Raw genomic sequence first — 26,338 nt, 5'->3', positions numbered from 1 at the left:
GCTTAAGATAATTCTTAAGCCCTTTTTATAGCTATGACAATTGCAAAAATATGATTAGCGTAGATTTAACTCAGGTACTGTTTGTCCACGTTTGTTATAAAATTCGCTGACAAACTCATCAAATTTGTCTTGTTCAATGGCATCACGAATACCTTGCATCAAACGCTGATAATAGCGCAAGTTATGGATAGTCGCTAATTGAGCGCCCAGCATCTCTTTACACTTATTAAGATGGTAGAGATAAGCACGGCTAAAATTTTGGCAAGTATAGCAGTCGCACTCAGGATCTAGTGGACCTTCGTCATTGCGATATTGGCTGTTACGGATACGTACCACACCAGCATTGTCTGCATCGCCTGTGACGAAGTAGTGACCGTTACGCGCGTTACGCGTCGGCATCACACAGTCGAACATATCGACACCGCGACGTACACCTTCAACTAAATCCTCAGGCTTACCAACGCCCATTAGATAGCGTGGCTTATCTGCTGGCATATCATCAGGGAGGTAGTCTAGGACATCTATCATTTCATCTTTTGGTTCACCAACCGACAGACCGCCGATAGCATAACCATCAAAGCCGATATCGAGCAGGCCTTCAAGTGATTGCTGACGCAAATCAGGATACATACTGCCTTGAATAATGCCAAATAATGCGTTGGTGCTGCCCAGTCTGTTGTGCTCATCAACACAGCGCTGTCCCCAACGTAATGACAGCTCTAACGATTTTTTTGCTTCGTCGTGAGTCGCAGGATAGGGCGTACACTCATCGAACTGCATGACGATGTCTGAGTTCAAGCTGTACTGAATCTGCATCGATTTTTCTGGAGACAGAAAAACTTTCGCACCATCGATAGGAGATTTAAAGTCGACCCCTTCTTCGGTGATTTTACGCATGGCACCCAGACTGAATACTTGGAAACCACCTGAATCAGTCAGGATAGGCTTGTCCCAATGCATGAACTTATGCAAGCCACCAAACTTATCAATCACCTCGGTACCTGGGCGTAACCATAAATGAAAGGTATTGCCCAAAATGATATCAGCACCAATGGCTTCAATATCACGTGGCAGCATGCCCTTGACCGTACCATAAGTGCCAACAGGCATAAACGCTGGTGTTTGCACGTCGCCATGATTGAGATGAACCGTACCACGGCGCGCACGCGTGTCACCGCTGGCCGTTTTATGTAAGACAAATTGCATATGATAACCGCTATGTAAGCTATGAAAATGGTGATAATTATAGCATTGTTAGCAGTTTTTTTGGACATGGATGTTTATGTGGTATTGATATATCTGACAAATGGGTCTTTTGGTTAATAGTATTTTGTCATAACCAAAAGACACAGACAGTACTTATGAGTAATTGGTAAAGTGGAAATCATAATGGCGAGACAGTAACTATTGCTAAGCGATGTTTCAACTGCTGGAGACATACTATGAAAAAGGTAACCTACTTATTATTAAGTGGTTCATTATTAACCTCAGGAGCAGCTATGGCGACCGAAGAGCCGAATTATACAGTGTTGTCGCAAATAGATGACTTTGAGCTGCGTCGTTACGATAAGCAGCTAGTGTCACAAACGTTGGTAAGTGGTGACCAAGACTCAGCGAGTCGCGAAGGGTTTAAAGTATTAGCCGACTATATCTTTGGCAATAATACAGCGCCAACTGGCGGTAGTAGTAAAATTAGCATGACTGCGCCCGTTACAATGCAGCCTAATAACAAAAAGAGTGATAGCGAATCACAAAAAATTGCGATGACAGCACCAGTAAGTATGCAGCAAGACGATGGTAAGTGGCGTGTACAATTTACTATGCCCAGTCAATATACGATGCAAACACTGCCAAAGCCTAATAATCCAAACATCACGATTACCGAGGTGCCAGCACAGACGTACGGTGTGATTAAGTTCTCAGGGTTGGCAGGCAGTAAAAAAGTAGCGACTAAAACGGAAGAGCTACAATCTTGGATGCAAACCCAAAATTTGACTATAACGGGCGAGCCTGAACTGGCACGTTATAATCCGCCTTGGACGCTGCCTTTTTTGCGCCGTAATGAAGTGATGATTGCTTACAAGCCAAAGTAATTCTAGCCTCAAAGTATAAGATGAGCGTTGTCATATTTTCTGAGCTTGTTATAAGTAAGACTTGCATTTGTTTGCCGTGCTATTCAAATTTTTGGAAATGATATGCCTATAAAAAAAGACAGCAAATGCTGTCTTTTTTGTACTGACTTTTAAGAAAATAAACTTAGTCTTTTTGCTCACGGATGATATTCAGCATACGACGTAGCGGCTCGGCTGCGCCCCATAATAGTTGATCACCAACGGTAAATGCGCCTAGATACTCAGGGCCCATATTGAGCTTACGCAAGCGACCTAGTGCAACTGTCAATGTACCAGTCACGGCTACTGGCGTTAAGCGGTTCATAGTCGCTTCTTTGTCGTCTTCGACCAAGTCCAACCATTCATTGCCGCTGTTTTTAAGTGCTGCTTCGATTTCTTCTAGCGGAATGTCTTTTTTGAGCTTGATGGTAAGGCCTTGCGCATGACAGCGCATCGCGCCAACGCGCACACACATGCCGTCGATAGCAATCTTATCGGCTTCTGCGTTACCAAGGATTTTATTGGTCTCGACGCCGCCTTTCCATTCTTCCTTGGATTGCTTGTTTTCTAACTGAACATCGATATAGGGGATCAAGCTACCTGCTAGTGGTACACCAAAGTACTGTTTAGGAAAATCATCTGAGCGCTGAGTCTGAGCGATTTTTTTATCAATCTCAAGGATGGCGCTGGCAGGATCAGCCAATTCGTCTTTGACCGCATCGTGTAGCACGCCCATGCCAGCGATTAATTCGCGCATGTTGTTAGCACCAGAACCACTAGCAGCCTGATAAGTCATGGCGCTGACCCATTCTACCCAGCCTTTATTAAACAGCTCACCAATCGCCATAAGCATCAATGACACGGTACAGTTACCACCGATAAAGTCTTTTTTGCCATTGGCTAGGGCGCTGTCAATAACGGCGCGATTGACTGGATCGAGAATGATGATGCTGTCATCTTCCATTCGCAAGGTGCTTGCCGCATCAATCCAGTAGCCATTCCAGCCACTATCACGTAGCGGTTGATGGACTTGCGAGGTATAGTCGCCGCCTTGGCAGGTAATGATGACATCACAAGCTGCTAGCGCGTCAATATCATGAGCATCTTTTAATTGGCCGGTATGAATACCATCAAGGCTTGGGGCATCACCACCTGCGTTGCTGGTTGAGAAAAACACGGGTGTAATACCGTCAAAATCTTTTTCCTCAGTCATACGTTGTATTAATACTGAACCGACCATGCCGCGCCAGCCTACCAAGCCTACTGTTAAATTACTCATGAAACTCAATCCTTTTTACCATAAATTGTTGCATTGCCAGCCGATAACAATGCCGTGAATAGCCATAAAAAGCAAGGCGTTTTGGCCGTTTTTAGTGGTTTTTCATACACTATTAATGATGTTCAGTATAACTTTAAGTTATTAACCTAATGGCGATAGTAGCGATGTCTCACTCGCCACAAGTAGATGGCCCTAAAAATAAAGTTTGTCCGTAGTACTCGTTATGGTGGGCGAATTAAAAGTGTAATGTTTTATAGCGGTTAACGAATAATCCATGCTCATCAGTAGGCGATAACCTTCTGAAATGCTAAAGTAAACAGCTAACGTCAGTTCAGTTAAAACCATGGCGATATTCATCATTTAATAGACGGCTAATACATACTATGGATCTCTCACTATTATATTACAGCATACAGTGGCTAGCAGGGTTCATCGCATTTGTGACGATTTGGGGCTGGATACCACTGGATAATTGGTGGGTGCGCGGTGTTGAATTTCCGCGTATTCAGATCATGGTGTTGGGTGTCATCGCTTGGATTGGTATGCTGATTTTTTGGTCAGAGTGGCAGCTGGGACAATGGCTGTTATTTACCGTTTTAAGCATTACATTAGCCTTTCAGCTCAGGATGGTATTGCCTTATACCAAGCTATGGAAAAAAGAAGTTCAAAAGGCAAAAGACAAGCCAGAAGGGCAGGTGCATCAACTAAAAATAATGGTATCAAACGTACTAACGCCCAATGATGACACCCAAAAATTGGTGGATTTGGTGAAGCAAAGACAGCCTGATATTTTAATTACGCTAGAGAGTGATGAAAAATGGGAAAAAGCGCTGCATCAAATCGAGGCTGATTATCCTTACACCGTAAAAGTGCCACTAGACAATCTGTATGGGATGCATCTTTATTCTAAGCTTGAGTTGATTGATCCTGAAGTTAAGTACTTGATGATTGATGACATACCTTCTATTCATGCCCAACTGCGCCTGCAAAGTGGTCGCGTGATTTGGTTGTATTGCTTGCATCCCATGCCGCCGAGTCCGACGGAAGCGGATAAGTCTACTACCCGCGATGCTGAGCTATTGATGGTTGGCAAGCACATCAAAGAAAACAAGCAAACGGCGATATTGGCAGGCGACCTCAATGATGTAGCATGGTCAAAGACCACGCGACGCTTTCAACGTATCTCGGGATTGTTGGATCCGCGTATTGGTCGACATTTTATCAATACGTTTCATGTCAGCTATCCATTTTTACGTTGGGCGCTGGATCATATTTTCCATAGTGCTTGCTTTACGGTGGTAGATATTCGGCGTATGCCGTCGATAGGTTCGGATCACTTTCCTGTTATGACGACTTTACAATACGAACCAGAAGAGGAGAGCAATCAAGCGCAAAATGCCCCTACTGCAGAAGCGGAAGATATAAAAGAGACTGATAATAAAATAGTAGAAGGTAAAAAAGAAGGTGAAAAAGTCTCAAAGGAACATGCAGAAGAGCAGAGAAGTTAGGGTTGATAGCCTGCCAATACTATAGCCATCGTATGATGCAATGTTAAAAGAGGCTGTAAGCATATGCTTACGTTAAATAAGGTCTTTAGCCTCTAGTCGCATTAAACTGATTACCCTACAATACCTGCATCAACACAAGGATACGCATGGATGCAGTGTTGAGACAGTATCAATAAAACACAGGTCAGCCCGCTGTCTTATAGGATACTGTTTATGACTTAGGATGAGTCAGCATGGAAGAAATAATAACAACAATATGAAGCGCCATAGCCCCGAACCAATCGCCCTAGGTTCGGGGCTTTTCTTTGTGTGCGTAATGCTTACATTTATTTTATTCGATATTCTTGTGTTTGGATATGCTGCAATATATTTAAGATGACCTTCTGATTATTTTTAGCGCATAAATAAATGTCAATAAAGAAAGGGTACATGCATTAGCATATACCCTTTTTGACAAAGCATTATTAGATTTGACTTATCGATGCCTATATCAGTTAGCCAAGTACTTGGATGTAAGCACCTGCGCGTAGCTCTTGTAGCCAGTCTTCTTTGGCTTGCGGTGCTAAGCGCTGATAAAGCGCTTGACGTGCCATGTTGCGACGATATTGATCGCTAATATCTTGTTGGCGTTTGCCGTCTATTTTCAATATATGCCAGCCAAACTGGGTTTTGAAAGGAGCAGAGTAGTCACCAACCGCCGTATTTTTCATCATGGCTTCGAATGGACCAATCATATCTTCTTCGCTCACCCAATCAAGATCGCCACCGCGGCCAGCGGAACCGGGATCATCTGAATAGGTCGATGCTAAACCAGCAAAATCAGCGCCGCTGCGTAGCTGTTCATACAAATCATTAATCTTTTGCTCAGCAAGCGCGTCTGTCTGTAGCTCATCAACTTTTACCAATATGTGACGAGTACGCCACTGTGGTATCAGCATAGTGTCGCTGGCTTTTTTGTCAGCAAGTTTGATGATGTCGATGCCTTCAGGCGTTATTAGTGGTGCGCTGACCGCACCAACCTCAAGTTTGGTAATCTCACTTGATAGCTCTGTAGGTAGAGAAGCGGCTTTATGAAAGCCCATATCGCCACCTTGTAGCGGAATAGGATAGTTGCCTTGGCTGGCAGCGACCGCTTCAGCGACATCAACGTTTGGTGCAAGCAGGCGAGTACGCAGAGCTTCTGCTACCTTTAAAGCCTCATTGCGTTGGGCTTCTGAGAGTCGGCTGTAGTCATCCATGTAAGGCACTCGTACATGAATCGTTTGATACTCACTCTGGTTTAAGCGCTTGGCTTCAGGCGAGGCCAAAAATGCATCAATATCTTGTTCGCTAATGCGCACGCGGTTACCGATTTGGCGCTGTTGCAAGGCTTGAATGGCTGCGTCTTCGATTAATTGCGCACGTAGCGCCGCATAGCTACCAGGTTTTGCTGCGTCCAAACGCTGTTGCAAAGCTGAGATGCTCGTCAGCCCTTCTGCTTGCGCGATTTGACCAAGGCGTTGATTAATAGCCGCTTCATCAGGGTTTAAACCGACTCGCTTAACCATGGACAGTTGTAACTCACGCAATATGAGCGCATTTAACACCTCAGACTGTAGTTGTGCTGAGTTTGCTATTGGTTCACCAGCCGCTTGTGCACGTGCTTGTGCTTGGGTAGTAGCATCGATCAAATCGCTCTTTAAGATAGCATTTTCATTGACTAAAGCAATAATGCCATCGGTGCTATTGGCTGGCGTCAAACGATTGACGTTATTCTGCGCGGTCACGGCATTTGCCTGAGGCGCTTGTGATTTTGCAGGTTTAACGGTGGCAGCTTGGGCGCTCAATGTAAGCGCAAGGCTGGCACTCATAGCTAGCAATACAGCACGGCTGGTTTGACGTAAAGAAAAAAATCTCATGATGCTCCTCATCAATGTCATCGCATCGGATGGTAGTTGGTCAACACTGTTTAATACTTTTAACAGTCAAATATTAGACAGGATTGACCATAATAGGGTTACAAACAGGGTTATGAAATATATAGCAAAAATATTTATACAAGCACGGTCTTAATCTTTCCAAGCAGTCTGGACAGGTTCAAAGCCCAAGATTTTATCAGAGAGTAAGCGAGTCAGGCGGCTGCTACCACTACCCAAACCATTCAATCTAATCTCTGCCATAATAGCTTGCGTTGGTTTGTCTTTGACATTTAAGTCATTATAGTAACGACGACCATAAACTGCAAAACCAAAGCAGCAATCTTCGTAATCAACGCCGACCAACGAATCAAGGACTTTATCACGATTGTAATCGTATTGACCTTGAGCCAAGATTCGCCAGCTGTTATTGATTGGAAAGACAGCCGATGCGGTAAAAGCAGAGAGTGGCAGCTGATCGGTGTTTTCATCACGTTGACGTTTGACAAATCCAACATTAAACAAGCTGTTGTCAGACGGCTGATAACGCAGCTCAGTCGTAATATAATTTAAATCATAATCATTGGTCAGTGCGCCACTAACATCAACCCAAAAGTTGTTGTAAGGTTGCGTGCTGGTATCCCAAACCATCCCTGAAGATGAAGAGGTGAAGACAGGTTGCTGATCATCAAGCGTAACACGTCCATTATCGATATAAAACTGCTCTGCAATGCTACCATCAAAACGTGTCACACCCGTTGCGTCGATGTAACGATAATTGATACCAGGAGTAATCGAATGCAAATCTTGCAAGCGATCATGCCCTAAGAACCAACTGTCAGAAAACAGCTGTTCATAGTTAATAGAGGCAATACGCGTATTAAAGTTCGGAATATCGTTTTGGTCTTCATATGGCGAGTAGGTGTATTTCAATCGTGGGCTTAGCAAGCGATAGCCACCCATGGTATCGTCGAATGCGCCAAAAGGCGAGCCTGCTTGATAGAAATTCAGACCTGCATCGATACTGGCTTGAGGTACAAATACCGACTGGCTACCGTCTTTATCACTCAACTGGTTGTCGGCTAAGCTGTCCTCGTCATAAGAAGTATAGAGATGTTGTAAGCTCAGTTTGGGCTTGATATAACCCCAAGATTTTTCCATTGGATAAACGGCGCTGAGTTTATTATAAATTCGCCCGCCACTTTTTTCATTCTCAGAGCCATCGTCGATGGATTTTTTGAAATAAGCGGAATCATGTACACCAGTGATATCGAAGCTCTTCGCCCAAGGCAGTCGATAATCGAGCTTGAGCTGCGGCAATCTTGAATAAGGTTTATCTTTGTCTTCTAAGGGTTTACCATTACTGGTAAAAGCGTCTAGAGTTTGAAAGGTTTCTACCTTTAATTCACCATCAACATAGTCATTATAATAATTGACACGCGCACGGCGTGGTAAGTTTATGGTGCTGTCTGATAGACCCAGCGTGTCAAAATCATTGAGGTAATCTGAATCTGACACATAGCTGTATTTTGCATCACCGCTTAAGCGTGGAATGCTCTTAGATGACCAATAATGATCATAAAAGAAGCTAGAGCGGTCTTCGTCATTGTACTCTTTGTCATTAGGCAAATATGAACCATTAAAAATACCTTCGCCATAACTTTCGGTCAGATAGCGAAACTCGCCTGACACCATAGGATTACGATCGGTATAAATATGGGTATTGAGCGTGGCATCATAATTGGGTGCCAAATTGAAATAGTAGGGTATATCAACCTCAAGACCGCTTTCACTACTGATACTGGCATTCGGCAATAAAAAACCACTGGTGCGACGATTATCAATCGGGAAGTTGAAATAAGGCAAATAGAACACAGGCACGTCAGCGATACGGAAAGTAGTGTTATAGGCTTCGCCGCGACCTGTATCGGTATCCAAATCAATGCTTTTGGCATCAAACTGCCATTTACGATTGGTTGGTGGACAGGTACTAAACATGACGTCATCTAGCTCATATTGACTGTCATTCGGTCTGTTCAAGCGCTTGGCATAACCATGAGCTTGCAGTTCTACACTAGCAAAAGCCACATCATTGGCTGTCGACTGTCCAGTTTCAGTATTATAATTTAAACTATCGGCGACCCCAATAAGCCCGTCTTTTGATGCTTTCTCAGTGAAATTGGCTTGGGGGTTATTCGATGAGCGGTTTGTTGCATTGCTATCTAGTGCGTTGCTGCGTAATACTTGCTGACCTGTCGCTTGGTCAGTAAACATGACTTTGCCTTGAGCGGCGGCAACGCCATTGCTCAAATCTAACAAGACTTTTTCTGCTTCTATCTGCTGGGTACCCTGATTGATGATGACATTGCCCGACAGCTCTGCATAGTCGACATTGTCATAATAACCATAATCTGATTCTGAAAACAGCGGCGCTTGATTATTCGGGAGACCATTTAAGTTTGGCGCAGGCTGCCCATTGGTTGCTCCTGCCTCATTGACCGCGCGTTGATAGTTGGGGTTGCTCTTTGGATAAACCCATTGACCTTCGCAGCGTTGGGCGCTATCTACAGCATTCGGTAATAACTGTAAGTTTTTACCCACTTTTGGAATGGTTTGCGGGGTAGGTGTTAGCTCGTTTTGAATGACATTTTGGTTAGCATTATCACCATTGTTTAACGTTGAGGCATCTGTATCAGGTGTCAGCTCATAAAATTCTGCTAAACGCATCAGACTATCTTGAATACTTTCATCACTCACATCAACTTTACCAGTCTTCTGTGCGGCTTTAGGTGCAGTGGTTTCAGCAAGCTGGGCAGTGCTATTGTTCTGAGTGGTCGCAATCGTATCTGATGCTGGTACAAAACCTTTATCATCACTCTCGTTGATGGCGGTAATTTCTAGAGGGCGGTTGTCTAAAGGACTTTCATTAGTAGCATTCTCATTAGAGATGCTGTCGTTGAAGGTGCTTTCATTAAAAGCGCTTTCATTAAAAGTATTGTCAAAACTATTGTCTGACGCATTGTCATCAGTAGCAGCCTTTTGAGACGTATTACGCTGAAAGTCAGTCTTTTGATTATTGCTATTTTGATAGCGGATATCATTATAGTCGCTGTCTTTTTGGACGCTACTGCGATTGGCATCAGGTGTAACATCAGAGATATAGCGGGTGCTACTGTCAGTGATTAGCGACTCAGTTTGCTGTGTGTTAGCATTGCTGGGCGCAGCACTAACGGTTAGGCTGGACAAGCCTAAGGCACCAAATAAGATCAAACGGATGCTTTGGTAAAGCGGAGAATATAACAAGGGCACACCTATGATTGCAGAGCCTATTGAATTGCGATACTGAATTTAGTAACCATATTATTAATCATGTATGGCGGTTAATAAACGACTAAAAAATCACTGATTGATAATGCTATCTTAAGAATTTGGCTGTTTTACATATAATGACGACTAATCATAGTCAAAAAAAACCAAATCAGCTACACTATTTACCAAAATTTATAATATAGCCAAGCTGTTTTTTGAATGGTTGCTGAGGTTATGCTCAGCGCTAGATGTCGAATGATATCCCAATACGCCTGCTATCGCAGTTTTTTTGGCTCAAGACGTTGCTATTTTAACAAGGTTTTGCCTGACTTATCACTACTTTAATTGTTTATGACTTATATTTAACCTGCGATGCCCATTATGACTGATAAAATACTTTTAGAGCCTAATATGATCGATACCAAACTCAATAGCCGTCTACAACAATTAGAGAGCTGGTTGCAGCAAGTATTTGCTGGTCAAACGTTCCAACTCGATAGTCTACCCGGTGACGCAAGTGCTCGCCAATACCATAGAATCCAGCTGTCAGACAGTAATGACACGACAGTCGCACATTATATTGTCATGGATTCAGCGGACGAACAAGACGCCATGCGCCAGTTTATCAATGTGACTAAGCTGATGGCACCGGCGATCAATGTGCCGACGCTCATCGCGCAAGACGTGACGAAAGGATTTTTGGTGTTACAGGATTTTGGTGCGGTAGAGTTCGCCCATCTGCTCGTTGATGCGACGCCTGCGCAGATAGATGAGCATTATCAGTTGGCAATGCAGACGTTGGTCGCGCTACAGACCGTGCCAGTTGAAACAGCCAAGTCGCAACATCAACTGCCAGATTATGATACCGAGTTATTAGATCGTGAGATGGATTTATTCAGCGATTGGTTTATACCTTATATCGGTGTCGAGCTTGATAAAGCATTATGGAATACTTTAAAAGAAGCCTTAATAAAAGAGATTTTGCAGCAACCACAAGTCATCGTCCATCGTGATTATCACAGTCGCAATTTGATGCAGGACCAAGCGGATCGCTCGCGCTTAGGCGTGATTGACTTTCAAGACGCCGTCATCGGCTCTTATACCTATGATTTGGTGTCATTGCTGCGAGATGCTTATGTAGAATGGCCAGAGAGTCAAGTCTCTGCATGGATTAATGATTTTTGGCAGTTGCAAAAGCAGACGAGCTTGACTACGGTAGATAGCATAGATCAGCTCGAAAACGATATGAATGTCATGGGTGTACAGCGACATTTAAAAGTGTTGGGAATTTTTATTCGCTTGTCTGAGCGAGATGGCAAAGACCGCTATTTGGCGGATATTCCTAAGGTGATGCGTGATTTAATGTTCGAGTTAGAATGGTTAGAGGCGCACGGTAGACCGCATATGCAACGAGCAGTAGCGCCGTTTAATGAGAGTCTTAGGGATAATATACTGCCAGCTTATCAAAGTAAGTTTGTACAGCAATATATTTAGGGTGAATCACTTGCGAGCTTCATTTGACGCGAATGCTCATCTGATAAGTAATGCTCATTTGATAAGTTACGTTAAAACATTAGCAAATTTTAATCTGAATGTATAATCCAATAAAATAAAAAAAGGAGCGCACATGTCTGAGATTGACCGAGCAATGATTACCCAAGCAATGATTTTGGCTGCTGGTAAGGGCACGCGTCTGCGTCCGTTAACACTGGATACACCCAAACCTCTGGTGGAGGTGGGTGGGCAACCGCTTATCGTCTGGCACATTAAAGCGCTACAAGCAGCTGGTATCACTGATATCACCATTAATGCGTCATGGCTGGCTGATAAGCTGATGGATACACTGGGTGATGGCAGTCAATACGGTGTTAAATTACATTGGTCAGTAGAGGATGATGAGCCTCTAGAGACCGCAGGCGGTATTTTTCAAGCGTTACAAACTGGCAAGCTGCGCGACGAGCCATTTATCTTAGTGAACTCAGATGTATGGACGACCTATGATTTTGCGCAGTTGCGAGATTATAAGCTTGGCGCTGATCAGCGCGCACATCTGTTATTGATTGACAATCCAGAGCATAATAACGGCGGTGATTTTGCCATCAATAATGGTTTAGCCAGCGAGCAGCCGATTGGTGATGCAGACAAAGACACCTTTGCTGGCATTAGTGTGATGTCACCACGATTGGTCGATGGGCTGGTATCAGGTCAGCCAGCGGCGTTGGCACCATTGCTCAAGCAAGCGATGATAAAGTTCCAAATCACGGCTGAAATCATTTCTGATAATTGGATAGATGTGGGCACGCCTGAACGCTTGGCGCAGGTAAATGAATTTATCAAAAGCAACGGTGTTGATCACCATAAAGGCGCTTAGATTAAGATGCCTAATTCTTATTAATCTTATATAAGTAATCACATAAAAAAGCAGCGTCGATGAATCGGCGCTGCTTTTTTATGTGATATAGCCATGGCTAAGTGGGCTGCAAATGATTGCTAGATGCCCATAGCCAACTTGATCAATTGAGCAATCGTAAAAATAACTGCAAACCCTGCTATATATAGCCCAATGAACCATGCCCATTGTGACTGTTTCTTACTGAGCTTCTTCATGCTCGCCTCCTACTACGTGTTAATGCGCTTTAAAAAGTGTAGCCACTGCTAATATTTGCAGTCGCCACATTTTTATATCCTTTGTTTACCCTTAGTACATATGCTCATGTCCAGTTTTACCCTTAAAGGTGTAATAGGCAAAAGCGGTATAACTCAGGATAATTGGTAGCATTATGACGGCACCAACTAACATAAAGGATAGTGAGGTGTCAGCTGCGGCTGCCTCATAAATCGTCATCTGATACGGTACGATGTATGGGAACATGGCAAAACAAACCCCGATATAGCCCATCAAAAACAGTGCCACAGTCAACAAGAAAGGACGATATTCGCGCTCGCCACCTAAGTCTTTACGCATCAAGAAAAATAATAGTAAAACTATAATTGGCATAGGTGCTAGATATAATAGACCTGGGAAACCAAACCAGCCTTCGAGAGCATTAATGTCTGAAAAATACATAAACGCTGTGACGACGATCATTGCCACTACCAAAGCAGACAGCATCCAGCCAGACACTTTGCGTGCCCAGACTTGTAAGGTATGCTCAGTTTTGATAATGAGCCATGTAGAGCCAAGCAAGGCGTAACCGATAATCATGGCAAAGCCGCAGACAATCGAGAAAGGTGTGAGCCAGTCAAATGGCCCACCAGTATAGAGACGGTTGCTTGCCTCAAGACCTTGTACAAGCGCCCCAAGCATAATACCTTGAGAGAATGTAGCAACGACTGAACCAACAAAAAAGAAAGTGTCCCATACGTGACGACGTGACGATGCTTTGAAGCGAAATTCAAATGCCACACCGCGCATTATTAGACCGAATAGCATAAAAGTAACAGGCAGATAAAGCCCCGTCATAATGATGCCATAAGCCACTGGGAAAGCAGCGAACAAGCCGCCACCGCCCAATACTAGCCAAGTCTCGTTACCATCCCAAAACGGGGCAATAGAGTTCATAATGCGGCTACGGTTTTTATCTGAGCCAGCAAAGGGAAACAAAATGCCACAGCCCAAATCAAAGCCATCAAGCAATACATAGATAAAGACGGATAGAGCGATCAGTCCGCCCCAAATTAAAGGTAAGTCTAATACATCACCGTAGTTAAACATTAGCGTAACCCTCCATCATCGACGTCGTTTGCAGGAGTATCTATATCTTCTTCAGTACTCTTAGCAGGATTGCTATCGCCACTGAGCGCACGACCTTGGCTTTCGGTCACTGAGTGCTCATAGAAATTATCATTGGCAGGATCTTCGTACGGTTTTGGCCCCTGAGCGATCAAGCGTAGAATATAAAAACTGCCTGCACCGAAGACAAATATATAGAGGACAATAAAACCAATCAACGTAGTTGCCACTTGCTGTGCTGCAAGCGGTGACATACTTTCTGCGGTTCGTATCACACCATATACAGTCCACGGTTGACGTCCTGTCTCGGTCACAAACCAGCCCGCCAGTAATGCGATAAAGCCAAGTGGCGTCATCATCATCCAAGCACGGTGGAACCAGACACTTTCGGGATTATACTGCTGCTTTTTAAAGTATTTATAGAGACTAAATAAGCCGACCAGCACCATTAACATGCCAATACCAACCATGATGCGAAATGCCCAGAATACAATCATGACCGGTGGTTGGTCTTCAGGTGCCCAGTTTTTTAGACCTTTTACTTCGCCATCTAACGAATGGGTAAGAATCAAGCCTGAAACATAGGGAATGCTTATCTCATATTTATTGGTCTGGTTTTCTTGGTCAGGAATAGCAAATAGGCGTAACGCTGCACCGCGCTCATCCTCCCAAATACCTTCCATCGCTGCGACTTTGGCTGGCTGATGCTCTAAAGTATTTAGACCATGCTCATCGCCAATCAATACTTGAGCGGGTGCGACGAATATCGCCATAATCATGGCCATACCTAGCATGACACGACCATGTTGACGGTGTTCGGTGTGTTTTTTGGATTGAATATAATAAGCACCAACCCCGCCAATGACAAAGGCAGTCGTCAAGAATGCCGCTGTCATCATGTGAGCATAGCGGTAAGGGAATGAAGGGCTAAAAATGATCTCAAGCCAGTTGGTAGGATATAAAAGACCATCTGCGCCCATCATAAAGCCTTGCGGCGTCTGCATAAAGCTGTTGGCGGCTAAAATCCAAAAGCCTGAAATCAGTGTACCAATGGCGACAATGGCAGTGGAAGCGAAATGCATACGTTTGCTCACGCGCCCCCAACCAAATAGCATAATACCTAAAAAGGACGCTTCTAAGAAAAACGCGGTCAATACTTCGTAGGCGAGTAGTGGGCCCAACACGTTACCGGCTTTGTCAGAAAAGACCGCCCAGTTAGTACCGAACTGGTAGGACATTACTACACCGGATACCACGCCCATACCGAATACCACGGCAAATATTTTGACCCAATGCTTGTAGACTTCAGCATAGATAGGCTCGCCTGTTTTGAGCCAACGGAATTCAAGCACCGTTAACCAGCTGGCAAGTCCGATAGAAAAGGCGGGAAAAACAATATGAAACGAGATAACAAAAGCGAATTGGATACGCGCGAGCATCAGCGCATCGAGCTGGTCAATCATAAACGTAGCGAACATAAACGGTTACCCTTATCTGTTAGCTGAATAGCGCTGGCTTCCATAAAACGCTCAAGTAACTGCCCGCAATCGTCTATAGATTAAGGTAAAAAGTAGTACGGGCAATGGCTCAGTGTTGATTAGCGAGCAATCTTAGGGATAGAGTGCGGCTAAGCTAACGACTGTTTAGCTGAATTAAGTAATTTATATCCCTATAAATTAATACATTACTGTCAGGTGCTGTCAATATATTATGCGCTTCCCTCGATACACACGCAAGCTGCGCAACAGATTGGTCGCATACCTGATAGTCATTAAAAACTGCTGAGATAAACCCAGATATATCAGACTAATCGCTTGGGAAAACAAGGTGTTATCAAGTTTACCTTAATAACAGTAATGTTTTATTTTTGTCCTAGTATAGGCACAAATATCCAACAGAGTACAAAGTTGCAAAGCCATCTGCTTTACTCTTAATTTTAAAGTGCAAAGACCAGTGCAGTGCTATATGACATAAGCAATCATTATTCCTGCAATTGTTTATGTAAAATCTGGCGTAATGTCAAAATAGTTTGCGGGTTAGTTTGAATGCTATGACCACCGCTGATAATCGTCTCAGAAGCTGCGCCATCGAGATGAGCGCTGGTATAAGGAACAATACCATCTGATAAACGTTCAGTTAGTGCCTGGCTGATATCTTCATTGACAGTGACGGCTGCAACCAGTGGTTGGGCAGAGAGCTTTGAGCTATCAGAAGGGCTACTGGTACCGACTGTTTCATTTTCAATGTCTTCTTCTACTGCTTGTGACAAATCAACCTTTGCACCAGCTGGCTGCATTTGCGCCAGTCCTTTGGTAATGTCGGCATCATTATTGGCAATGATAGAGTGATAGGTCACACGATCATTGATGGTGATGTCTTTCGTCAGCTGTATAAAAGAGGATTTGTCGCTCAGTTGACTTGCGCCATTTTGTAAATATAATGCACCCAAAGGATTTTGTGCCAAATCGCCCTGCGTGGCAATAGTTGCTAAATTGTCCGTGACAGTTTTTACCAAACCGACTGGCAAATAGACAATACGGCGCAGTGCCCGAGTGAACCAGCGATCTGCATAGTCAGTTCCGCGAAAAGGCGCTGATAAAAAGACAGCCGTATCTACTTGTGGTAAGGCTTTTAGCTCAAAGCGTTCTTTTAGCTGATCTTCGCCAAATGATGCTTTAAGTGCGTCACGAATCTTACGTTTTTCACTATCAGACAGCACATTTTGATCGTCTAATCGATCTAGGTCATCGACCAAGTTTTCATCAGATAGCATCATGCGGGCGATAATGGCACCCATACTATGACTGATAATCACGCTGTTTTTGCTGGCACGATTTTGTCCTTTAGGATCAGTTTGCTGGTAGGTGCTGTTGATTAACTGTTGTATTTGATAACGGTTTTCTAAAATGGGCAAATTGGTTGGATAGAATATCTGCCACACTTGATAGTTATCACGCAACTTATCGTCGTTGAGAATATCGTTGGTTAAATTGACCCAAGTGGCAGGGCTAGAAGCCAAACCATGCAGCATAATCAGGACGCGCTTATTGGGATCATAAGGCTCAAGCATGAATGATTTGGGCAGTCTGGCCTCTGGCTGGCGAGTGATTAAATTGAGATAACCGACGCCATCCAGTTGGTTCTCTGACAGCCACAAGCCATAACCTGCAGAAAAGTTAGCCGCCAGTGGATAGTCACTATTAAGGATATTGACGCTTTCGCTTTGGTATGGGTTGTATAAATGAATATCGAGCTTGCGACTGCTTAGTACATCCAATACGCTATCGCCGCTTGGTTCAATCAATCCTGTTAATAGCAAATGTCCAGTAGGGTAGATACGCGAACTTGGCTTGCTCTCATCTGTGTCTCCATCTTTCTCATTGGCCAATCGACCTGACAATGATGACACTAATAATTGGCGAATCGTGGTGGTATAACGGTCATCTAGTGAGGCCACCAAGCTGATACCTAAGCCTGGACGTTTGCTAATTGAGTTAAGCCCAGAGAGGCGTAATTCGTAAGTGGAAACCAAGTCTGCTAGTGCAGAGGTCTGCTTATGTGCATTTTGCAAATAGTTATTTTCATTAGGCAAATAAACACCAAGATCATAATCATCAATTTGTATTTTCATGACGTTGACTTGATCAGTAGGTTTACCTTTGAGCGGTGAATAATTGGCAATCGCGGCTTGGCTACTGTCATTAAGATTACTAGCGGATGTGGGCAAATAATCTACTTTGGTGCCGCCCATCAATTTATTTGAGCCGTTGGTTGATCTATAAAGCTGGGTTATCACATCATTACTGGCGGCATTATAGATGTCTTGGGTTTGAATATCGGTGTCATTTGGAATACGGTTCTGTGCCTGAGAGGGACTTTTATCTTGATCTGCGCCCTCAAAATCATGCGTCAAACTGTCATAAAATAAATAGGTATAACTGGATTTGATAGCATCGAATAGCCGCTCTTGATAACCTGTTAGACAGCGATTGGTGTTTTCTTGCTGGACTTTAGCTTCTGTATCTTCTAAAGGTGCGTTGGCATAATAAGGATCAAGTGGCGGGCGAGCCAGCGCATTGCGGCAGTCTTGAGAGGCAGAAAGCTGTCGCGCTTTTGCGTAGTGTAACTCTGCAAAAACTGCCAAAGCAGGACGGTAGTGTTCATTCAAAATACTGTCAGTAAGCTGAGTGAGGCATAAATCAAACTGCTGCATACAGGCTTGCTCATTGAGCCCTGCCGATAAGAGCGCTGATGCCGTGTCACTGCTGAGTTTTTTGGTGGTGACGATATTACCGCGCTGCGCAGTAATCGTCTTCGCTGACGCTTGCTTATTCACTGATACCGTACTGCACGCAGGTAGTAATGCTACCGCGGCTATCAAGGCGACTGATGTGATCGAAAATGGGGTTTTCTTAGCATGCGTCACCATATTTTTGATAGGGCTAGCGAAAGTCATAGGTGAGTCCAGTTAGTCGTAAAAGCATGATTGAGTCAGTAATTTATAAGAAGAAGTGTAGCGTAACTTTTCGCATTAAACTATTTTATTTAAATTTCAAAAATACGGTTTAAACTTGGATAATCGAATCGAACACGCATTTAATTAAGGTAGACAGCAAGTTGGGTTCAATGGAGTTTTGCTAGACATAAAAAAGCCCCTGACTCTATATTGAAGTAATTTCCATATAAAGTCAGGGGCTTAGTCGAGTCAATCTAGCTTATGGAGCAATCATAGTATTTGGTGAACTTACTTAATGACATTTAAACACCTAATCAATGTTAAGCACTAGGCTTAACATTGATGTCAGGCGCAGGTATATCCCAAATGTAGAATTTACCCTCTTCAATAAGTTTGATTTGCTGACGAATGATGTCATTGTTAGGGTTTTTCTGTTCAAGACGACGTAAGCGCTCTAGTGCGTTATCGCGGCGATCACTTAACAAGTCTGACTGTGCCAAGCTTTGCTCTGCTTCGGTATAGCCAAGAGACACTGCGCGGTCTAGGTATTTTTGACCTTCTTTGAAGCCGCCGCCTTCTGACAACATCATGCCATATAAGAAGTTGGCTTCGCCGCTATCAGGTTGCAGTTTAATGGCACGGTCAACATATTTTCCACCACGTATCGTATAGTCTGACCCCAAATCTAAGTTACGTCCCATGCCATTAAGTTTAGCAGCACGAATCAGTACATCATAAGAGGCATTTGGTGATTCAGCATAAGGCTGTATCCATTCAGCCAATACTTTGATTTTTTCACGCGTATAATGGCGCTGTGAGCGGTTAGGGAAGTTTGGTGGGTAATGACGGGCATTAGGTGAGACGTCTTCGATGAAATCATCAAGCAAGCTCACATCTAGCTGATCGTTGTTATTACCGTTTTGCTGAGGAATCAACACGGTCGGTACAAAGCTTACGTCTGACAATTGCACTTGCGGCGTTGGTATATTGGCAAGCTGACCACTACGCAGGTCGACACCAGTAGCGGTCAAAGGACCAGGCTCATAAACTCGAGTGGTGCCAGTGAACTCAGGTATTTTTGGTGCTGGTACAACATCTTGTGGTTGCAATGTACTCATTGGCGCACGATACGGCTGAGCATTATTTGGTAAAGGAGCACTTTGTGGAACGCTAGTGCTTTGAAGGTCAGTTGGTTGAGTATTGGCTGTCACCGCCGCAGTCGGTAAAGTACCCTCTTGTGCTGTACTAGCCGCAGTCGGTCGAGCAAGGCGAATCACACGTTTGCTAGAATCCATGGCACTAGGCACCGATGTGGCAGTAGTATCGGTCTTTGCAGCATCTGTTGCCGCATTGGTTTCAGCCGCATTGACAGGCGCTGATAATAGCATGGCACAAGCTGTTGCCAGTGCTGTCAGAGTTGCCAGTTTAGGCGACTTGCTAGACGAACGGGCAGAGAGAGTCGATTGGTTGATGGCTTTCATAAAAATCGTTACCTTAATTTATTTAGTTGTTATTTAGCAATTGAATGGTTATTAGCTCATGTCTTTGCGGCAAAATCATACAAATTTTTAATACCCTAACAAATTCAACTGAGCGCTATCAGTAGTAGGATTGTTAATAGTAACGCGATAGCGTGTACGTCATGCCAGCGACAGCAGGGTAAATGAAAGCAATATCAATAATAAAGCGCACTGTAATTACCCTCACAACGAACTTACCATCACAACCTATCGCTCAAAATCTGCTATCAAAGATGGCAATTACAAGTGATATGCCGTGGCTTTCATGCGATTGGCCATCCAGCGCATAGTATGACGTACAGGTGGTGATAACGCTGCGCCGCCATTTGCTAATGCTAGCTCACGATGATGCAACTCTTCAATATCCATTTGTGCCAGTATCTCTTTTGAGCGTTTATCGTGCTCTGGTAATTGGGTGATATGGTCTTGTAAATGTTCGCTGACTTGAGCTTCTGTCTCTGCGACGAATCCCAAACTAAATTCATTAGAGATGGCACCCGCGACTGCGCCAAGACCGAAAGACATGCCATACCATAATGGCGTAAAGACACTGGCATGACTGCCAAGCTCGTTTAATCGCGTCTCGCACCAGACCAAATGATCGACCTCTTCTTCGGCTGATTGCTGCATGGCTTGCTTGACGCCACTGTCTTTGGCGGCAAATGCTTGACCATGATACAGACCTTGCGCGCATACTTCACCAGTATGATTGATACGCATCAATCCTGCGACATGTCGCGCCTCGGTGATAGTGAGCTCAGGAATCTCGTCACTGCTGACTGGTAGTGGACGAGTGCTAGGGTTTGAATGTGGTACGACAGCTCGTAATGCCTTATCGACCCCAAGTAATAATTGGTCGACTTTGGATAAGGGACGCAGGGCCATGATTCACTCCTGATGGCTTAAATACGATCAAAAAATTAAACTTATCTGTTCTTCTAAAAACATTGTCTGTTTTTCTAAAATAATGATAGTGATTAACGCATAGACATTACTATAGCAAACAATCTAAATTATCAGCACCAATATTATCCATTTGATAACACACCGATTGCTATAGCAGCATGTCAATCTTACTTATGGAGCCACTTCATCATGCGTTTGGATGACCGCATTTTTAATATGTTTATTGAGTTTACTGTATAAAAAGGCACCGAAGGCAATGTTTATGAGTCCTGTCACCAAAAATAACTGAGGTAAATTGAATCCCAAAGCGTTCAAGATCACGATAGAGAAAATCGCTGAGGTGACCATAAATATCGCGTTAAAGATATTGTTGGCACCAACGACGCGCGCGCGGTGGCTCTTGGGTGCATAGGCTTGCATAGAGGCATACAACGGTACGATGTATAAACCGCCGCTAAAGCCCAAAAAGAATAAATCAGCAAACACGCGCCAGCTGCCACTCATCCCAAATAAATCGCTAATACCAAGTAACGCCTCACTAGTAACGTTAATATTCAATCCTGACAGCGAAAAGTATAAGTCAATCGCAAAAATACTTAAGCCGGCGATACCAAAGGGCAAAAGACGTAAGCTGACTTGGTTTTTGGTTAGTGATTTGCATAATAATGAGCCAATCGACACACCAACAGAAAACAAGGTTAATAGGAAAATAACCACTGATTCATCACCATGTAAGATGACCTTGCTGAATTCTGGCGTTTGGGTCAAAAACGTCGCGCCATAAAACCAAAACCAGCTATTACCAAGGATGACAAAGAACAAAAAAGGCAATGAATATAAGTAGCGCACCGTCGCCACACTAGTGGTCACAATGTTCCAGTTGATTTTTAGGTTTGGCTGCATCGCTGGCATGTGGGGTATCAATCGTGCGACAAAATAACCCAATACGGCGATGACCAATACGGTCACACTTATCCAATAGAGCGGCTGCGCTATCTGAGTTAAAACACCCGCGATAATCATACCGAGCAAGATCGCTAACGATGTTCCCATTTGAAACAAACCATTAGCACCAACCAATTCATCTTCTTTCATCGCTTGTGGTAAGTAGGCGTATTTAATAGGCCCGAAAAAAGTAGATTGAGTACCCATGAGAAACAACGCAACAAATAACAATGCATACCATTCAAACACGAACCCTACTGCCGCAATCACCATAATTACGAACTCAAGCAGCTTAATCAATCGTGTGAGTTTTGATTTTTCGAATTTATCCGCGATTTGTCCTGCCAGCGCAGAAAACAAAAAATAAGGCAAAATAAACAACATCGCGGCCAAGTTATTCAAAATACTGACTTCCATGCCCAACTGACTCGCAGCGGTGTAAGTCAAAACCAGTATGAGCGCTTGCTTAAAAATATTGTCATTAAACGCGCCCAAAAACTGGGTAAAAAACATGGCGCTAAAACGGCGGTGCTTAAATAATTGAAACTGATTGGCCATGAACATTCCTACAGACGGGTCGCGGTTGCTAGATCAAAGAAAAGCGCTGAATACCGCTTTTAAAGTGAAAGTAATTATCGATATAATTATTAACAGTATCAAAAACTTATCGAAATATAGCATAGGTTTTATCAATATTAAGCCGTATAATAGCAAGGCTTTGGTAAAAATACATGCGCTCGACGCTATGATTTCATAATTATCTAAGTTATGATTTGTAAATTTTGCATGGTTGCGTCGCGAGGTGTGAGTAATGGCAAAGGCTTGCTACCACTTATGCATGTCTATTTTTTGATAAAAACATGGTGCTAATCTGACACCAAGGTTTGCGTTATAAATGGTCATTATCCAAAGCAAGACAGTAAACCATAATTCAGCCAACTGCTATAAGTTTATTCACCGGTAAGACTAGGCGATTGTTATCGTTCATAATATTGTGCCGCGTGAGGTGATAGGAAATACACATGAAACACCAGCCTTCAACGCTCGCGCGCAATGTATCGATGATGCAGTGTGATACAGATAATGTTCAAGAGGATATTGAAATTCAAGATTTTCAGAGTGACCGTTTTCAAAAAACACGTCGTACAGCAGCTATGGCAACTCATGGCAATACGCCGCGCATTCATTTTACGCGTTCAGCACTTTTCACTGCGCTAGCGACCAGCCTGGTGGGTTTCGGTCTGGCACCTGCTGCATTGGCTGATACCACAAATAATATCAGTTCTCCTAAACAACCTACGAGCAATCAAATAGCTGTCGATCAATCAAATATTCAACCAACCAGTACTCAATCAACAAACACTCAATCGACCACACTGTCAGATGATGATACTCAGCTCGATATCGCTTTGGATGCATTGCGCCTAAAAAAGGCAGTAGAGCAGGGCATTATCGATCAGTCAGTATTGGATGAGTACAGCGAACAAAGCCTAGGCATTAAGAAGTCTGATGCGCAAGATAAAAGCGCTAAAAAACCAGCTGCTCAGCCTCAGGGTATGGCTAATGCTCAGGCAAATGCCATGGATAATATGGCTGGCGCAAATGATGCTCAGCTCGATCTTTCCGATAGCGCCAGTGATGACTTGTTGCAACAAGCCGCAGCCATACAGCAGCAGGGTTATCAGATGATGACGCCTGAGGAGATTGATCGTGAGCTGGCTGCGATGGACATGCAGAATGCCAAAGATATTGATGACATCAATAATAGTACGGACGTTAATAGCAGTACTGACGTTAATAGCAGTACTGACGTTAATAGTACCAACGTTAATAACGATCGCGATTTTGATGCGCCAATTGCTACATTAGATGATGCAACCCCGCCTATTGGTTTAGATGTGGATTTGGATGCGACCAATCTGCCAGCTCCTAACAATCTTGAGACATTAGGTAGGAATGAGAGCGCTGCTGAAAGTGCACAGACGGCTGAAGTTATGTCGCGTCCGATCGATGTTAGCGACTCTGTCAGTAGTGGACGCGTGGATGGAACCGGTACTTTCGATAATGAGATTGTTGCCAATGCCAGTGATGAGACCAATGAAGATGGTACAACGTCAGATATCATCAATCCTGATGACTACTTGCCAGACTATCAAGCGGACTCTCAGGGAATAAACCAGAGTATCGAACAAGCCAGTAAGCCCAAGCCAATGGCGCGTAATAAAGGCAATATCGTGAAACGCCTTTATAACCGTTTATTCAATGCAGGTGTGATGGCATTACCACATGTAGATACCACAATTTATCTACGGCAGGCGACCGCTGAAGGTACTGTCAATGGTAAGCCAAAGCTCACCAAAGCGGATAATGACGTTCAGCCCATGAAAAACATCAAGGCTGCCCTTGATGATACGACGGTTCAGTCAGTTACCGACTTTACGGCCGCCTTGCCACGCCTACGCCAAACAGCATTAGAGGCAGCCCAAGCAGTGGGTTACTATGATATTACGTTACGCCTACGTCAGCGCAATGCTGATACGATCGATGTCATTATTGAAGAGCTGGGCGAGCCGGTACGTGTGGATAGCCGTATTGTTGAGATTCGCGGTGAAGGCGGTGAACAACCAGAATATATAGCACTTGAAAAAGACTTGCCGCCACAAGTCGGTGATATCTTCAATCACCGTGTTTATAAAGATAGCAAGGCGGCCCTTGAGTCGCTGAGTAATACTTATGGCTATTTTGATCAATATTGGCTCAACAAATCCGTTGATATTATCTTGCCAGATAATACAGCGGATGTGTCGCTGGTCTACAACACTGGTGATCGTTATGAGTTTGATGACGTTGTGTTTTTTACATACGATGAAGAAACCAACACCTTAACCCAAGATCCTGACAAGCTACCTGTTGAGTTGTCACTATTACAACAGTTGTTCGACTTTAAGTCCGGCGATCCTTTTTATCGTCCAGCGGTGACCGAGTTTAGCAATGACTTATCAGCGACTCGTTATTTTAATACGGTCAACGTTGAGTCGATATTGCCGCCAGATGAACGCAGTGAAGCCAGTACTTTGGCTTTTGATAACACGCCTACCAATAATAGCGGCACACTCGACGACGATATTAATAGTGATGGCGCCTTAGACATTGCGGGCAATAATGGTGCTGAAAGCTCAGCTGCTTCTAATAGTAGCCGTGTTAATCAAGACAATAACGCTGATGACGGTAATGAAAATAACGCAGAGAGTGAGGGTAATACGACTGCCAATAGCGGTGAAACAGTCAATCCCGCCGACATTGCGGCGATCGATTTTGAAGCTGATGCAGCAACACTTGATAAACTACAAGCTATCAAACAAAAAGCAGAGCGTTTGAGCCGCTTACCAAATGACCGTGTATTGGATGAAAAAGACCAAGAGGCGGACAATCTTTTGGGTAAAATAAGCGACGGCATCAGTAATATTGCGCAAAAAATATTCCCTGATGAAGAAAGCTTAATCACTGATGAAAACTTTGTACCACCAACGCTGGCTGGTCGAAAAACCCCGCAACAAGTGGCAGAAAGTAAAAAAGTACCGTTGTATGTTTTTGTCTCTTCAAGTAAGCCGCGCGATGCCCAAGTAGGTCTTGGTTACGGCACAGATACGGGCGTGCGAGCGACGGCAAAAATAGATTATAATTTGCTCAATCGTAAAGGCTATCAAGCTGGTGCAGAGACCGAAGTTTCCAGAATTACTAAAAACGTCGCTGTTTATGCCAGTCGACCTTGGAAACATCCACTTAACGATAAATTAGATGCGCGTCTTACCTATGAAGAAGAGGTCATCGACCAAGGTGAAGGCAACTTCGACTTATCTACTACGACGCTAAAAGCGGCATTGGCGCGTAATATTCGCCGTGACAGTGGCTGGAATCGCAGCTACTCTGTGAATTACCGTTTAGATGAGCTAGAGACTGGAGTTGATGAGACAGAGTTGGACGATCTACCTATTCGCTTTACTTCCTCTAAGCCTAAGCAGCAAGCGCTGCTATTTGGTTATGGTATGAACAAAACCGATGTAGACAGTGTGACCAATCCGACTCGCGGTATGCGTCAGTATTACTCGCTTGAAGCAGGGGCTGATAAAGCCCTTAGCGACACTAATATGGCAATCATTCGCGCGGGTGTCAGCGGCATTTATAGTTTTGGCGATGAGCAAAAGCATCAAGTGCTGGGCAGTCTGAATACAGGCTACATCTGGGCAGATGATTTTTATGATGTGCCTTATAAATTACGCTTCTTTGCGGGTGGCGATCAAAGTATTCGTGGTTATGACTATGAGAGCTTGTCACCGCTCGACAAGGGCTATTTGACTGGTGGGCAAGTGCTTGCGGTTGGTAGTGCAGAGTATAACTATGAATTTAAACCAGGATTCCGCGGGGCATTCTTCACTGATGTGGGTAATGCTTACGACAAAAACTTCGATACTGAGACAAAGGTCGGCGTCGGTGTTGGTATCCGCTGGGCATCGCCAGTCGGTGTGGTAAGAGTTGATGTGGCTGCTGGCGTGACAGAAGAAAGCATACCCGTTAGACTGCACTTCTTTATTGGCTCGCCTTTATAGCCATTCAATCCAGTAGTGACATCATTTAGCGCGTATTGAACATTCTTAAGTCGTCTCAGTTAGTGACAT

The 26,338-nt window shown here is 43.9% G+C and carries 16 protein-coding genes; 5 read left to right on the top strand and 11 right to left on the bottom strand.

Annotation, left to right across the window (positions count from 1 at the left end; translation table 11 throughout):
• Window positions 1-54: 54 nt before the first annotated feature.
• Window positions 55-1,206, bottom strand: a complete 1,152-nt coding sequence (gene tgt / locus ACT3S4_RS04190) for a tRNA guanosine(34) transglycosylase Tgt (RefSeq protein ID WP_193009500.1) — start codon at window positions 1,204-1,206, stop codon at window positions 55-57.
• 236 nt (window positions 1,207-1,442) lie between these two features.
• Between tgt and ACT3S4_RS04185 the strand changes: the two genes are divergently transcribed.
• Window positions 1,443-2,093, top strand: coding sequence for an SOUL family heme-binding protein (locus ACT3S4_RS04185; RefSeq protein WP_444760516.1), 651 nt, complete (start codon window positions 1,443-1,445; stop codon window positions 2,091-2,093).
• Between the two features lie 163 nt (window positions 2,094-2,256).
• Here ACT3S4_RS04185 and asd read toward each other — a convergent pair whose 3' ends face one another.
• Window positions 2,257-3,390: an aspartate-semialdehyde dehydrogenase gene (gene asd, locus ACT3S4_RS04180; protein WP_109590430.1), complete on the bottom strand. Its 1,134-nt coding sequence runs from the start codon at window positions 3,388-3,390 to the stop codon at window positions 2,257-2,259.
• A 383-nt stretch (window positions 3,391-3,773) separates the two neighbouring features.
• Between asd and ACT3S4_RS04175 the strand changes: the two genes are divergently transcribed.
• On the top strand, window positions 3,774-4,898 hold the full coding sequence (locus ACT3S4_RS04175; protein WP_444760515.1) for an endonuclease/exonuclease/phosphatase family protein: 1,125 nt from the start codon (window positions 3,774-3,776) through the stop codon (window positions 4,896-4,898).
• A gap of 494 nt (window positions 4,899-5,392) precedes the next feature.
• On the opposite strand, the gene ACT3S4_RS04170 is transcribed toward ACT3S4_RS04175, so the two are convergent.
• Window positions 5,393-6,796 carry a peptidylprolyl isomerase gene (locus tag ACT3S4_RS04170; RefSeq protein WP_201559866.1) on the bottom strand — a complete coding sequence of 468 codons (1,404 nt, stop codon included), beginning with the start codon at window positions 6,794-6,796 and terminating at the stop codon, window positions 5,393-5,395.
• A 150-nt stretch (window positions 6,797-6,946) separates the two neighbouring features.
• Window positions 6,947-9,520, bottom strand: a complete 2,574-nt coding sequence (locus ACT3S4_RS04165; protein WP_413786812.1) for an LPS-assembly protein LptD — start codon at window positions 9,518-9,520, stop codon at window positions 6,947-6,949.
• 963 nt (window positions 9,521-10,483) lie between these two features.
• Here ACT3S4_RS04165 and ACT3S4_RS04160 point away from each other — a divergent pair.
• Window positions 10,484-11,596, top strand: coding sequence for an aminoglycoside phosphotransferase family protein (locus ACT3S4_RS04160; RefSeq protein ID WP_444760514.1), 1,113 nt, complete (start codon window positions 10,484-10,486; stop codon window positions 11,594-11,596).
• A 133-nt stretch (window positions 11,597-11,729) separates the two neighbouring features.
• Window positions 11,730-12,473, top strand: coding sequence for an N-acetylmuramate alpha-1-phosphate uridylyltransferase MurU (gene murU / locus ACT3S4_RS04155; protein ID WP_444760513.1), 744 nt, complete (start codon window positions 11,730-11,732; stop codon window positions 12,471-12,473).
• Window positions 12,474-12,592: 119 nt separating this feature from the next.
• Here murU and ACT3S4_RS04150 read toward each other — a convergent pair whose 3' ends face one another.
• The 7 genes from ACT3S4_RS04150 to ACT3S4_RS04120 all read right to left on the bottom strand — a co-directional run bounded on the left by ACT3S4_RS04150 (window position 12,593) and on the right by ACT3S4_RS04120 (window position 22,220).
• Window positions 12,593-12,709 carry a DUF2474 domain-containing protein gene (locus ACT3S4_RS04150; RefSeq protein ID WP_372815413.1) on the bottom strand — a complete coding sequence of 39 codons (117 nt, stop codon included), beginning with the start codon at window positions 12,707-12,709 and terminating at the stop codon, window positions 12,593-12,595.
• A gap of 91 nt (window positions 12,710-12,800) precedes the next feature.
• A complete protein-coding gene (gene cydB, locus ACT3S4_RS04145) occupies window positions 12,801-13,817 on the bottom strand; it encodes a cytochrome d ubiquinol oxidase subunit II (protein WP_087814612.1) in 1,017 nt (338 codons plus the stop codon).
• Window positions 13,817-15,313, bottom strand: a complete 1,497-nt coding sequence (locus tag ACT3S4_RS04140) for a cytochrome ubiquinol oxidase subunit I (RefSeq protein ID WP_444760512.1) — start codon at window positions 15,311-15,313, stop codon at window positions 13,817-13,819. The genes cydB and ACT3S4_RS04140 overlap by 1 nt, the downstream gene beginning before the upstream one ends.
• 503 nt (window positions 15,314-15,816) lie before the next feature.
• Window positions 15,817-18,291, bottom strand: a complete 2,475-nt coding sequence (locus ACT3S4_RS04135; protein WP_444760511.1) for an esterase/lipase family protein — start codon at window positions 18,289-18,291, stop codon at window positions 15,817-15,819.
• A gap of 320 nt (window positions 18,292-18,611) precedes the next feature.
• Window positions 18,612-19,772, bottom strand: a complete 1,161-nt coding sequence (locus ACT3S4_RS04130; protein WP_201559861.1) for a tetratricopeptide repeat protein — start codon at window positions 19,770-19,772, stop codon at window positions 18,612-18,614.
• A gap of 279 nt (window positions 19,773-20,051) precedes the next feature.
• A complete protein-coding gene (coq7, locus tag ACT3S4_RS04125; protein WP_201559974.1) occupies window positions 20,052-20,690 on the bottom strand; it encodes a 2-polyprenyl-3-methyl-6-methoxy-1,4-benzoquinone monooxygenase in 639 nt (212 codons plus the stop codon).
• A gap of 198 nt (window positions 20,691-20,888) precedes the next feature.
• Window positions 20,889-22,220, bottom strand: coding sequence for an MFS transporter (locus ACT3S4_RS04120; RefSeq protein WP_201559860.1), 1,332 nt, complete (start codon window positions 22,218-22,220; stop codon window positions 20,889-20,891).
• A gap of 464 nt (window positions 22,221-22,684) precedes the next feature.
• Here ACT3S4_RS04120 and ACT3S4_RS04115 point away from each other — a divergent pair, with 464 nt between their 5' ends.
• On the top strand, window positions 22,685-26,269 hold the full coding sequence (locus ACT3S4_RS04115; protein ID WP_444760510.1) for an autotransporter assembly complex protein TamA: 3,585 nt from the start codon (window positions 22,685-22,687) through the stop codon (window positions 26,267-26,269).
• Window positions 26,270-26,338: the final 69 nt, after the last annotated feature.

Origin of the sequence: Psychrobacter sp. AOP30-A2-5 (assembly GCF_052378115.1) — a bacterium.
Lineage (GTDB): Bacteria > Pseudomonadota > Gammaproteobacteria > Pseudomonadales > Moraxellaceae > Psychrobacter.
The sequence above is the reverse complement of the archived record's forward strand: the minus strand, read 5'-3'. Positions and strand labels throughout refer to the sequence as shown.

What these genes read in the sequence shown, in the direction of transcription:
- tgt (WP_193009500.1), bottom strand. Translation starts at nt 1,206, where the DNA reads ATGCAATTTGTCTTACATAAAACGGCCAGCGGTGACACGCGTGCGCGC.
- ACT3S4_RS04185 (WP_444760516.1), top strand. Translation starts at nt 1,443, where the DNA reads ATGAAAAAGGTAACCTACTTATTATTAAGTGGTTCATTATTAACCTCA.
- asd (WP_109590430.1), bottom strand. Translation starts at nt 3,390, where the DNA reads ATGAGTAATTTAACAGTAGGCTTGGTAGGCTGGCGCGGCATGGTCGGT.
- ACT3S4_RS04175 (WP_444760515.1), top strand. Translation starts at nt 3,774, where the DNA reads ATGGATCTCTCACTATTATATTACAGCATACAGTGGCTAGCAGGGTTC.
- ACT3S4_RS04170 (WP_201559866.1), bottom strand. Translation starts at nt 6,796, where the DNA reads ATGAGATTTTTTTCTTTACGTCAAACCAGCCGTGCTGTATTGCTAGCT.
- ACT3S4_RS04165 (WP_413786812.1), bottom strand. Translation starts at nt 9,520, where the DNA reads ATGCGTTTAGCAGAATTTTATGAGCTGACACCTGATACAGATGCCTCA.
- ACT3S4_RS04160 (WP_444760514.1), top strand. Translation starts at nt 10,484, where the DNA reads ATGACTGATAAAATACTTTTAGAGCCTAATATGATCGATACCAAACTC.
- murU (WP_444760513.1), top strand. Translation starts at nt 11,730, where the DNA reads ATGTCTGAGATTGACCGAGCAATGATTACCCAAGCAATGATTTTGGCT.
- ACT3S4_RS04150 (WP_372815413.1), bottom strand. Translation starts at nt 12,709, where the DNA reads ATGAAGAAGCTCAGTAAGAAACAGTCACAATGGGCATGGTTCATTGGG.
- cydB (WP_087814612.1), bottom strand. Translation starts at nt 13,817, where the DNA reads ATGTTTAACTACGGTGATGTATTAGACTTACCTTTAATTTGGGGCGGA.
- ACT3S4_RS04140 (WP_444760512.1), bottom strand. Translation starts at nt 15,313, where the DNA reads ATGTTCGCTACGTTTATGATTGACCAGCTCGATGCGCTGATGCTCGCG.
- ACT3S4_RS04135 (WP_444760511.1), bottom strand. Translation starts at nt 18,291, where the DNA reads ATGACTTTCGCTAGCCCTATCAAAAATATGGTGACGCATGCTAAGAAA.
- ACT3S4_RS04130 (WP_201559861.1), bottom strand. Translation starts at nt 19,772, where the DNA reads ATGAAAGCCATCAACCAATCGACTCTCTCTGCCCGTTCGTCTAGCAAG.
- ACT3S4_RS04120 (WP_201559860.1), bottom strand. Translation starts at nt 22,220, where the DNA reads ATGGCCAATCAGTTTCAATTATTTAAGCACCGCCGTTTTAGCGCCATG.
- ACT3S4_RS04115 (WP_444760510.1), top strand. Translation starts at nt 22,685, where the DNA reads ATGAAACACCAGCCTTCAACGCTCGCGCGCAATGTATCGATGATGCAG.